The following is a 12,005-nucleotide window of genomic DNA, read 5'->3' as shown; positions in this document are numbered from 1 at the left end:
TAAACAAACACAATATGCAGTGGAGAGTACGGGCAAAAGCCAGGGTTGCAATTGATCGACATCAAGAATCGAGGGCGACTGTCCATCAGCCTTGAAAGGTCATTTGGCAGCACCTCGCTCCCACACAGGTTTCGAAGTGACCGTTGGATTTGGATTCACCACAGATCCCTGTGGGAGCGGGCTTGCTCGCGAAGGGGCCAGCACATTCAACATTAATGCAAGCTGACCCACCGCCTTCGCGAGCAAGCCCGCTCCCACATGAGTTTCGGGGTGACTGCAAAATTTGTATCCACTACAAACCCCTTATGGGACTTGCTCAGCCCCCACTCATGTTCATGAACCGCACGATCTGCACTTCCCCACCCGGATTGAAGTCATGGCGCAGTGGCTTGCCGCGCAGCGCCTGCTGCACCGCCTGGATCACCGGTTGGTCTTCCAGCGGATAACGCCGCAGCAAGCCGCGCAGGTCGAGGGAATCCTCTTGTCCCAGGCACAACAGCAAGCGCCCTTCGACAGTCATGCGGACACGGTTGCAACTGGCACAGAAGTTATGGGTGTTGGGTGAAATGAACCCGATCCGAGTATCCGGATGACGCTCCAGGCGCACATAGCGCGCCGGTCCGCCACTGCTCTCGGCGCTGTCGAGCAGGCGATGATGCCGGGCAATCTCGGCCCGGACCTCATCGCTGGAACAGAACGACTCGCCCCGGGAACGCCCGACCTCTCCCAAGGGCATTTCCTCGATGAAGCTGATGTCGATGCGTTGATCGATGGCGTACTGCACCAGCGCCGGGACTTCATCGAAGTTGCGCCCTTTCATCACCACGCAGTTGAGTTTGATCCGTTCGAAACCGGCCACCTTCGCCGCTTCAATGCCAGCCAGCACCTGGTCCAGGTTGCCGTTGCGGGTGATCGCCCGAAAGCGTTCACCGTCCAGGCTGTCGAGGCTGATGTTCATGCGCTTGACCCCAGCCTCGACCAGCGGCTGGGCCAATCGCCCCAGCTGCGAGCCGTTGCTGGTCATCACCAGTTCCCGCAGGCCGGGCAATGCCGCAATGTCGCGACACAGCCCGACGATGCCTGGACGAATCAGCGGCTCGCCACCGGTCAGGCGGATTTTCTTCACCCCCAGGCCGACGAACAGCCGCGCCAGGCGCTGCAACTCCTCCAGGGTCAACACTTGCTGACGCGGCAGGAAGGTCATGTTTTTCGCCATGCAATACACACAACGAAAATCACAACGATCGGTCACCGACATCCGCAAATAATCGATCTGGCGCCCAAATCCGTCCTGCAACACCGCGTTCATGAAGATCTCCCGATTGAGCCAGTGCTCACTGCACCAGCGGCGAGTCGGCACCCTGAAGGTGAATGCCGCGGATGTCCGCCGCACCGATCAGGGTTTGCAGATACTGCACCAGCGCCTTTTGCCAAACCCCCTGCTGCAACTGGGTACGAATCGCCGTCGCCACCGCCTCATAGGGCAACGGCTGGCCATCGATGCGCTGGTCGATGCTGATCACGTGCCAGCCGTAGCGACTTTCCAGCGGTTTGCTGGCCAGGCCCGCCGGCAGGGTGAACAACTGCCGCTCCAGCTCAGGCACGGTCTGGCCCTTGCTGATCTGCCCCAGCGAGCCACCCTGCTCCTTGGACGGACACGCCGAATACTTCAGCGCCAGCTCGGCGAAACTGCCGGGGAACTGGTCCAGCCGTTCCAGCAGCAACTCGGCCTGCACATGAGCCAGACTGCGCGCCTCGGCATCGTCCGGCGCGCATTCGAGCAGGATGTGCCGCACCGCCAGCAGCGGTGCGCTGTGAAAACGCGCCCGATTGCTTTCGTAATAACGCAGACAGGTGGCCTCGTCGCACTGCGGCACCTGCACCTCACGTTCGAGCAGCAACCGCGTCGCCGCTTCCTCTTCGTTTTCTCCGGCACCGACCTGCAGCGCCAGGCCCAACTCGGCGATACGTTGCTGGAGCAATTCGCGGATCACCAGGGCCCGTGCCGCCTGGTAGACCGCCTCTTCGCGACTGTCAGCCGGGTGATATTGCAGCTCCTGGGCCATCGCCTGCGGGGTGATCGAGACCCCGTTGACGCTGATGATTGGCCATTCCTGCTCGCTGCTGGCAATCAACTGCGGCGCTTGATCCTCCGCCACCGGGCCGGCCTGGGCCGGCTCGAACTGCACCGTCCCCGCCGGTTCGGTATCGACAACCGGCGCGATCACCGCTGCCGCTTTTGCCGAGGAACCGCAGCCACCACTACCGCCGCCACCACCGCCACATCCGCATCCACTCGCCATGATCTTCTCCTCAAAACTTCTGCCGAACGATTTGATAACGACGCCCCAGGTACCAGACCGGCGCGCTGACGACATGGACCAGACGGGTGAACGGGAACAACACGAACAAGGTCAGACCCAGCACTACGTGGAGCTTGTAGACCAGGCCCACCGGTGCGATCGAGGTAGCGGCTTCAACCGGACGCAACAGCACGGTGTTCTGGGCCCAGTCGGCCAGCATCACCATCACCGAACCGTCCATGTGTGCGGTCGAGGCGACGATGGTCATCAGCCCCAGCACCAGTTGCACCAGCAATACCACCAACACCAGGATGTCCGAGGCATTGGACGTGGCACGCACCCGTGGGTCGGTCAAGCGACGGTTGAGCAGCATCACCAGGCCGATCAGGCCCAGCACGCCGAAGAAACCGCCGGAGACCATCGCCAACAACTGCTTGTTCTCGGTGCTCAGCACATGGTGGTAAATCGCCGATGGCGTCAGCAGCCCGACAAAGTGCCCGGCCAGCACGAACAGCACGCCGATGTGGAACAGGTTGCTGGCTACGCGCATGCCGCGCTTGTTGAGCATCTGGCTCGAACCGGCCTTCCAGGTGTACTGGGACAGGTCGAACCGCGCCCAGCTACCGATCAGGCAAATCGCCAGGGCGATATAGGGGTAGACCCCGAACAACAACAGATCCCATTTAGACATTGCCCACCTCCCCGGCTGGCGCTGCGGCCAGCCCTTCATGCTGAAAATCCACCCAGTGCAGCGGTACCGCACTTTCGTCCCGCGCCTTGCCCGGCGCGCTTGGCATCGAGCTGCAACGGTCTTGCTGCTCGGCCTTCATGAAATCCACTGCCTCTTCTTCCCAGACCCTGTCCAGGGCTTCGAGGGAGTCGTCCCGTGGCTCGGCCTTGACCTGCTCACGCAGTTCGGCGACCGCGCCCTGGGGTTCGGCCCCGGAGATCTGCAACAAGGCCCGGAAGCAACTGGCGTAGGCGCTTTCACGCTCTTCCAGGCGCGCCGCGAGCAAGGCCAGCAGGTGTGCTACATCGGCCAGGCCCTCGCGGGCCTCGATGTCTTCGCGGGTGGAGAGATACTCCAGGTACAGCGGGATGTAGTCGGGCAGTTCCTTGACGCCGATGGCGAAACCGGCTTCTTCGTACTGGGCCATCATGTCGACCATGGCCTGGCCGCGGTCGCGGGACTCGCCGTGCACGTGTTCGAACAGCAGCAGCGAGAGCGAACGGCCGCGGCCGAACAGCGCACCGTAGTGCTCCTGGCCGTCCATCAGGTCCTTGCCGCAGATCACCTCGAGCAATTCGAACAACCCGGCGCGCTGGTTGGGACTGATTTCCCGTGCCTGGAGAATCGCTTGTTCCAGCTCATCCCGACCGGCCACCAGGGTCTCGGTCGGGTAATCGAGCAGCAACGAAATCACCTTGAGAATGCGCATGCTCATTCCTCCCACAACTGCACGGTTTTGATCACGTCGCGGCGGTTGGCCTTCTTGCCACCGAACATGTTGGTGTCGGAGCTGCCGCTGCAACCGCTGCCAAAGCTGAAACCGCAGCCGGAGCGCTCGGCGAACGCATCGCTCATGGCGTCTTCGCGGTGAGCGCTTGGCACGACGAAACGGTCTTCGTAGTTGGCAATCGCCAGGTAGCGGTACATCTCTTCCACCTGGTTCACGCTCAAGCCAACGTCGGCCAGCACTTGCAGATCCTGCACGCCGTCGACCTGCTCGGAACGCTTGTAGGCACGCATCGCCAGCAGGCGCTTGAGGGCATGCTTGACCGGTTTCTCATCACCGGCGGTGAGCATGTTCGCCAGGTAACGCAGCGGAATGCGCAGGCTGTCGACATCCGGGATCACCCCGTTCATGCCCACGGTGCCAGCCGCGGCGGCGTTCTGGATTGGCGAAAGTGGCGGCACGTACCAGACCATTGGCAAGGTGCGGTATTCCGGGTGCAGCGGCAGTGCGAGTTTCCAGTCCACGGCCATTTTGTAGACCGGCGAGCGTTGCGCCGAATCGATGACCGACTGCGGCACGCCATCGGCCAGGGCCTGGCGAATCACCGCCGGGTCGTTCGGGTCGAGGAAGATCTCCAGTTGTTTCTCGTACAAGTCCTGCTCATTGGCAGTGCTCGCCACTTCACTGATGCGATCGGCGTCATACAGCAGCACGCCGAGGTAACGGATGCGGCCAACGCAGGTTTCAGCGCAGACGGTCGGCATACCCGCTTCAATGCGCGGGTAGCAGAAGATGCATTTTTCCGACTTGCCGCTCTTCCAGTTGAAGTAGATCTTCTTGTACGGGCAGCCGCTGATGCACATGCGCCAGCCGCGGCATTTTTCCTGGTCGATCAGGACGATGCCGTCCTCCTCGCGCTTGTAGATCGCCCCGCTTGGGCAGGACGCCGCGCACGCCGGATTCAGGCAGTGCTCGCACAGGCGCGGCAGGTACATCATGAAGGTGTTTTCGTACTCGCCGTAAATGTCCGCCTGGATCCTGTCGAAGTTCTTGTCCTTGCGCCGCTTGGCGAATTCGGTGCCGAGGATTTCCTCCCAGTTCGGACCCCACTCGATCTTCTCCATGCGCTTGCCGGACACTACCGAACGTGGTCGCGCGGTAGGCTGGTGCTCGCCCAGCGGTGCGGTGTGCAGGTGCTGGTAGTCGAAGTCGAACGGTTCGTAGTAGTCGTCCAGGCTCGGCAGGTCCGGGTTGGCGAAGATGTTCGCCAGCACGCGGAACTTGCCGCCGATGCGCGGGTTGATCGAACCGTCCGCGTTACGGATCCAGCCGCCCTTCCACTTGTCCTGGTTTTCCCACTCCTTGGGATAGCCGATGCCCGGCTTGGATTCGACGTTGTTGAACCAGGCGTATTCCATGCCTTCGCGACTGGTCCAGACGTTCTTGCAGGTAATCGAGCAAGTGTGGCAGCCGATGCATTTGTCCAGGTTCAGGACCATGCCGATTTGTGAGCGAATCTTCATCTCAGTTCTCCTCGATATCAGTCGGCAGTGGACGCGGCAGATCATCGCCACTGGAACCGTCGAGCCAATCGACCTTGGCCATCTTGCGCACCACGACGAATTCGTCGCGGTTGCAACCGACCGTGCCGTAATAGTTGAAGCCGTAGGCCTGTTGGGCGTAGCCGCCAATCATGTGGGTGGGCTTGAGCACCACGCGGGTCACCGAGTTGTGGTGGCCGCCACGGGTCTTGGTGGTTTCCGAACCCGGCACGTTCACGATGCGTTCCTGGGCGTGATACATCATCACCATGCCTTCCTTGACCCGCTGGCTGACCACCGCCCGGGCGGTCAGCGCGCCGTTGACGTTGAAGCACTCGATCCAGTCGTTGTCCTCGATGCCGGCGTGCTTGGCGTCAATTTCCGAGAGCCAGACAATCGGGCCGCCACGGCTGAGGGTGAGCATCAGCAGGTTGTCGCTGTAGGTACTGTGGATACCCCACTTCTGGTGCGGAGTGATCCAGTTCAGGACGATCTCGGTCTGGCCATTGCTGCGCTTGCCTTTCACGCCAGCGATGGTGCGGGTGTTGACCGGCGGCCGATAACTCATCAGCTGCTCGCCGAACGCCTGCATCCACGGGTGATCCTGGTAGAACTGCTGGCGACCGGTGATAGTCCGCCATGGGATCGATTCATGGACGTTGGTGTAGCCGGCGTTGTAGCTCACGTGGTCGTCTTCCAGGCCGGACCAGGTCGGGCTGGAAATGATCTTGCGTGGCTGGGCCTGGATGTCACGGAAGCGAATCGCCTCGTGCTCCTTGGACACCGCCAGGTGGCTGTGGTCGATGCCGGTGAATTCCGACAGCGCCGCCCAGGCTTTCACCGCGACATGGCCGTTGGTTTCCGGGGCCAGGGACAGGATGACTTCGGCAGCGTCGATGGCACTGTCGATTTTTGGCCGCCCTTGGCTGATGCCCGCTTCAACTTCCTTGTGGTTCAGCTCACCGAGGAACTTCACTTCGGTGTCGGTGTTCCAGTTGATGCCCTTGCCGCCGTTGCCGAGTTTCTCCAGCATCGGGCCCAGGGAAGTGAACTGCTTGTAGATGTTCGGGTAGTCGCGCTCCACCACCTGCAGGTTCGGTGCGTTCTTGCCCGGTACCGGCGCCACACCGGCGCTTTTCCAGTCAGTGCCACCAAACGGCTGGGCCAGTTCGCCGACGCTGTCGTGCATCAACGGTACGGTGACCAGGTCTTTCTCGACACCCAGGTGGCCGACCGACATGGCGGAAAACGCCTTGGCGATGCCCTTGTAGATTTCCCAGTCCGAACGCGATTCCCAGGCCGGATCGATGGCGGCCGAGAGTGGGTGAATGAACGGGTGCATGTCCGAGGTGTTCATGTCGTCTTTTTCGTACCAGGTGGCGGTCGGCAAGACGATGTCGGAATACACGCAGGTCGAGGACATGCGGAAGTCCAGGGTGGTCACCAGGTCGAGCTTGCCAATGGCGCCCTCGTCGACCCATTCGGCTTCGGTAGGCTTGCAGTCGCCGACCTGGCCGATGTCTTCGTTCATCACGCCGTTTTTGGTGCCCAACAGGTACTTGAGCATGTACTCGTGGCCTTTGCCCGAGGAGCCCAGCAGGTTGGAGCGCCAGATGAACATGTTGCGCGGGAAATTCACCGGGCTGTCCGGTTGTTCGCAGGCAAAGCGCAGGGAGCCGTCCTGCAGCGACTTGACCACGTAGTCCTTGGGCTCCAGGCCCGCGGCGGCGGCATCACGGCAGATGTGCAGCGGGTTGGTGTTGAGTTGTGGTGCGCTCGGCAACCAGCCGGCGCGTTCGGCGCGGATGTTGTAGTCCAGGGCGTGCTCAGGGAACTGCGACTTGTCGGCCAGGGGCGAGAGCACATCGTGCATGCTCATCTTCTCGTGGCGCCATTGCGAACTGTGACCATAGAAGAAGCTGGTGCCGTTCATCTGCCGTGACGGACGGTTCCAGTCCAGGCCGAAGGCCAGGGGCAGCCAGCCGCATTGCGGACGGAGTTTTTCCTGGCCGACATAGTGGGCCCAGCCGCCGCCGGTCTGGCCGACGCAACCGCAGAGCATGAGCATGTTGATCAGCCCGCGGTAGTTCATGTCCATGTGGTACCAGTGGTTCATCGCCGCACCGACGATGATCATCGAGCGTCCACGGGTCTTGTCGGCGTTGTCGGCGAACTCACGGGCGATCTGGATCGCCTTCTCGCGGCTCACACCGGTGATCTGCTCCTGCCAGGCCGGAGTGCCGGGCACCGAGGCGTCGTTATAGTCCTTGGCAACGTTGGCGCCGCCCAGGCCACGGTCGATGGCCAGGTTGGCCGCCGAGAGGTCGAATACGGTGGCGACTTTCGCCACGCTGCCATCGGCCAGCACCACGCTGTGCACCGGCACCCGACGGAACTGCACCGCTTCACCGGCCACATGCTGGAAGTGCTCCTGGGCTTCACCGGCGAAGTATGGGAACGCCACCTCGGCGACGTCGCCGCCGATCAGGCTCAGCTTGAGGTCGATCTCACGCCCCTCGCCACCTTCACGGGGCAGGATGTTCCACTTGCCCTTCTCACCCCAGCGATAGCCGATGGAGCCTTGGGGCGAAACCAGTTCGCCGGCGGCATCCAGGGCGATGGTTTTCCATTCCGGGTTGTTTTCCTGGCCGAGGTTGTCGGTCAGGTCGCTGGCCCGCAGGAAACGGTCCGGCTGGTAACCGGCACCGGGCGCCCCGCCGAGCATCGGCTTGAGCATCACCAGCACCGGCAGGTCGGTGTAGCGCTTGGCGTATTCGGTGAAATAGGCGCTCGGCTTGTCCAGGTGGAATTCTTTGAAGATCACATGGTTGAAGGCCTGGGCCAGGGCGGCGTCGGTGCCCTGCTTGGGGTTGAGCCACAGGTCGGTGAGCTTGGCGACTTCCGAATAGTCCGGGGTGATCGCCACGGTCTTGGTGCCCTTGTAGCGCACCTCGGTGAAGAAGTGGGCGTCAGGGGTACGGGTTTGCGGGACGTTGGAGCCCCAGGCAATGATGTAGTTGGAGTTGTACCAGTCGGCCGATTCCGGCACGTCGGTCTGCTCGCCCCAGACCATGGGCGAGGCTGGTGGCAAGTCGCAATACCAGTCATAGAAGCTCAGGCACACGCCACCGATCAGCGACAGGTAACGCGAGCCGGCGGCATAGCTGACCATCGACATGGCCGGGATCGGCGAGAAGCCCACAACCCGGTCCGGGCCGTGCTCCTTGACGGTGTAGACGTTGGCGGCGGCGATGATCTCGTTGACTTCTTCCCAGTTGGAACGGATGAAGCCACCCATGCCGCGCTTGCTCTTGTACGAGTCGGCCTTGGCTTTGTTCTCGACGATGCTGGCCCAGGCTTCCACTGGCGCCAGGGTCTGCCGGGCTTCGCGCCACAACTTGAGCAGTGGCTTGCGGATCTTCGGGTACTTGAGCCGGTTGGCGCTGTAGATGTACCAGCTGTAGCTCGCGCCGCGAGGGCAACCGCGTGGCTCGTGGTTGGGCAGGTCGTTACGAGTGCGCGGGTAGTCGGTCTGCTGGGTTTCCCAAGTGATCAGGCCGTTCTTGACGTAGATCTTCCACGAGCACGAGCCGGTGCAGTTCACCCCGTGGGTGGAACGCACGATCTTGTCGTACTGCCAGCGGGAGCGGTAGACGTTCTCCCAGTCCCGGGACTCCTTGCGGGTCTCGCCGTGACCATCGGAAAACTCGCCTTGCTTGCGGTTGAAAAACCGCAGTTGATCCAATAAATGACTCACAGTGTGTTCCTCTCAGGCTTGCTCCGCGGGGTCTGCGCCCCGCCCACGCAGGTTTAGGTTCGGCTTAGCAAGGTGTTGCGGCGCCCTTGCGGGCGTACCACCACCAGGTCACCACGATGCAGCTCAGGTAGAAGCCGACGAACATGTAGAAGGCCATCTCCGGGCCGCCGGTCAGGGCCATCGAAGAGCCGAATGATTTAGGAATGAAGAACGCACCGAAGGCACCCATGGCCGAGCTGAAACCCAGCACCGCGGCCGATTCCTTGCCGGCGTTCTTGATCGCTTGCTCGCGCACCTCGGGCTTTTTCCCCAGGGCGGCTTTTTCATGCAGGGTGCGGAAGATCACCGGGATCATGCGGAAGGTCGAACCGTTGCCCACGCCAGTGGTGATGAACAGCAACATGAACATGCCCAGGAAGCCGTAGAAGTTGCCGCCCTGGCCGCCTTGAGGCAGGAAGTGCAGGACCCCGAACACCATGGCGATCATCAGGACGAAGTTCCACAAAGTGACTTTCGCGCCGCCGAGCTTGTCCGCCAGCCAACCGCCCAACGGCCGTACCAGCGCACCCACCAGTGGCCCGAGGAAGGCGAATTTCAAGGCAATGACGTCCGGGAACGAGGTCTTGATCAGCAGTGGAAAGGCGGCGGAGAAGCCGATGAACGAACCGAAGGTTGCCAGGTACAACCAGCACATCAGCCAGTTGTGCTTGCGCTTGAAGATCACCGCCTGCTCGCTGAACGAAGCACGGGCGCTGGACAAATCGTTCATGCCGAACCAGGCGATCAGGGTCACGGCAAGGATGAACGGCACCCAGATGAAACCGGCGTTCTGCAGCCACAGCGAACTGCCGTCAGCCAACACCTGCGGCTGGCCGCCCATGAAGCCGAACACACCGAAGGAAATCACCAGCGGTACACAGAACTGCATCACCGACACGCCCAGGTTACCCAGCCCGGCGTTCAGGCCCAGGGCCGTGCCCTGCTGGGACTTGGGGTAGAAGAAGCTGATGTTGGACATGCTCGAGGCGAAGTTGCCGCCACCAAAACCGCAGAGCAGCGCGATCAGCACGAACACGCTGTAGGGCGTGGTCGGATCCTGCACGGCGAAGCCCATCCACAGTGCAGGTGCCAACAGCGAAGCGGTGCTCAGGGCGGTCCAGCGCCGGCCACCGAAAATCGGCACCATGAACGAATAGAAGATGCGCAAGGTCGCACCCGACAGCCCCGGCAATGCCGCCAGCCAGAACAACTGGTCGGTGCTGAAGCTGAAGCCGATGGCGTTCAGGCGCACGATCACCGTGCTCCAGACCATCCACACGGCGAAGGCCAACAGCAGCGCCGGGATGGAAATCCACAGGTTGCGCCGGGCGGTCAGTTTGCCGCTGCGGCCCCAGAATGCGGGATCTTCCGGGCGCCAGTCATGAATGACCGGGCCTTTTTCAGGCGTTTGCAGAACGGACATGTTCTTCTCCTTGGGCAATGCTGGAAAACGGGGATTGGCTGGCCGACGACTGTTTACCCAGCAGCGGGCGCTTGCGCATTTCGCTGAAGTACATCCAGGTCAGGGAGACCCAGACCACGCCGTACATCAACATGAAGCAGGACGAGCGCACGCCGGTGAGGTCCACCAGGGCGCCGAACATGATCGGCAGCACGAACCCGCCCAAGCCGCCGGCCAGGCCGACGATGCCGGACACTGCGCCCATGTTTTTCGGGTAGTCGTTAGCGATGTACTTGAAAACCGAGGCCTTGCCGAACGCGAAAGCGATGCCCATCACGAACAGCAGTACGGTGAACAGCGTGGCGTTGAGGCCGATGTGAAAATCGACGATGCCGTTGACGGTCTGCACTTGCAGTTGAGTCTGGGGATAGGACAGCAGGAACAGGCAGATCCAGCTGACCCACAACACCCACCAGGTCACGCTCTGGGCGCCCCAGCGGTCGGACATCCAGCCACCGACGGCTCGCAGCACGCCACCGGGCAGGGAGAAACACGCCGCCAGCAACGCTGCGCTTTGCAGGCTGAAACCGTATTCCTGCACGTAGTATTTGGTCATCCACAGGGCCAGGGCCACGTAGCCGCCGAACACGATCGAGTAGTACTGGCAGTAGCGCCACACGGCCGGCTCTTTCAGGGTTTTCAATTGCTCGCGCAACGTCGCGCCGCCGGTGCCGCTGTGTTCCTTTTTCTCGCTGGTGAGGAACCAGAACAACAGTGCGGTGATGAACAGGATCGCGCTGAACACTTTTGGCACCAGGTGCCAGGAGCCGAAGGCGATCAGCGCCGGGGCGAGGAACTTGGTCACCGCCGCCCCCGCATTGCCGGCACCGAAGACGCCCATGGCAAACCCCTGGTTCTGCTTGTCGAACCACTTGGCGACGTAGGCGATGCCCACCGAGAACGAGCCACCGGCCAGGCCGACGAACAGGCCCAGCACCAGGAACTGCCAGAAGGCCGTGGCGAGGGTGATCAGGTACAGCGGCAACACGCAGGACAGCATCAGCAGGAAGAACACGATCCGTCCGCCAAAGCGGTCGGTCAGAAGCCCCAGGGGCAAACGCACCAGCGAACCGGTCAACACCGGCGTGGCGGCCAGCAGGCCAAACTGGGTTTCATTGAGGGCCAGCAGTTCCTTGATCGGAACGCCCAGCACGGCAAACATCATCCAGACCATGAAGCACACGGTGAAGGCCAGGGTACTCATCCCCAGTACCAGCCCTTGTTGCACTTGCGCTCGCATCACGATGCACTCCGTCAGTTCGATGAGCGCAGCCTAGTGATACGAACCCCGCAAAAACTTGACTTGGGTCAACGTGCCCCGGGGCGGTACAGGCCTATGCTTGGCCCGTCTACCTCCAAGGAGGTAGATTCCGATATCGATAAAACCCTTTATTTATCAATATCTTGAACAAGTCTGCCGAAGCTTTTATGGAAACGGAGCGGCCG

Annotated in this window: 8 protein-coding genes; all 8 read right to left on the bottom strand. The window is 61.8% G+C overall.

What is annotated here, in order from left to right; translation table 11 throughout:
- Positions 1-316 precede the first annotated feature (316 nt).
- The 8 genes from moaA to PSH86_RS14205 all read right to left on the bottom strand — a co-directional run bounded on the left by moaA (position 317) and on the right by PSH86_RS14205 (position 11,799).
- A complete protein-coding gene (moaA, locus tag PSH86_RS14240; protein ID WP_163853860.1) occupies positions 317-1,309 on the bottom strand; it encodes a GTP 3',8-cyclase MoaA in 993 nt (330 codons plus the stop codon).
- Between the two features lie 25 nt (positions 1,310-1,334).
- Positions 1,335-2,303 (bottom strand): peptidylprolyl isomerase, encoded by a 969-nt coding sequence (locus PSH86_RS14235; protein WP_305490289.1) that lies wholly within the window; start codon positions 2,301-2,303, stop codon positions 1,335-1,337.
- 10 nt (positions 2,304-2,313) lie between these two features.
- Positions 2,314-2,994, bottom strand: a complete 681-nt coding sequence (narI, locus tag PSH86_RS14230) for a respiratory nitrate reductase subunit gamma (protein ID WP_163853865.1) — start codon at positions 2,992-2,994, stop codon at positions 2,314-2,316.
- Positions 2,987-3,742 carry a nitrate reductase molybdenum cofactor assembly chaperone gene (narJ, locus tag PSH86_RS14225; protein ID WP_109756126.1) on the bottom strand — a complete coding sequence of 252 codons (756 nt, stop codon included), beginning with the start codon at positions 3,740-3,742 and terminating at the stop codon, positions 2,987-2,989. Before narJ ends, narI begins: the two co-directional genes overlap by 8 nt.
- Before the next feature lie 2 nt (positions 3,743-3,744).
- Positions 3,745-5,283, bottom strand: a complete 1,539-nt coding sequence (narH, locus tag PSH86_RS14220) for a nitrate reductase subunit beta (RefSeq protein ID WP_116832270.1) — start codon at positions 5,281-5,283, stop codon at positions 3,745-3,747.
- A gap of 1 nt (position 5,284) precedes the next feature.
- Positions 5,285-9,058 (bottom strand): nitrate reductase subunit alpha, encoded by a 3,774-nt coding sequence (locus PSH86_RS14215; protein ID WP_305490288.1) that lies wholly within the window; start codon positions 9,056-9,058, stop codon positions 5,285-5,287.
- 64 nt (positions 9,059-9,122) lie between these two features.
- Entirely contained in the window at positions 9,123-10,520 is a 1,398-nt protein-coding gene (locus PSH86_RS14210) for a NarK family nitrate/nitrite MFS transporter (RefSeq protein WP_109756128.1), read from the bottom strand.
- Positions 10,498-11,799 carry a nitrate/nitrite transporter gene (locus tag PSH86_RS14205; protein ID WP_370873810.1) on the bottom strand — a complete coding sequence of 434 codons (1,302 nt, stop codon included), beginning with the start codon at positions 11,797-11,799 and terminating at the stop codon, positions 10,498-10,500. Before PSH86_RS14205 ends, PSH86_RS14210 begins: the two co-directional genes overlap by 23 nt.
- Positions 11,800-12,005: the final 206 nt, after the last annotated feature.

Origin of the sequence: Pseudomonas sp. FP2300 (assembly GCF_030687595.1) — a bacterium.
GTDB lineage: Bacteria > Pseudomonadota > Gammaproteobacteria > Pseudomonadales > Pseudomonadaceae > Aquipseudomonas > Aquipseudomonas bijieensis.
The sequence above is the reverse complement of the archived record's forward strand: the minus strand, read 5'-3'. Positions and strand labels throughout refer to the sequence as shown.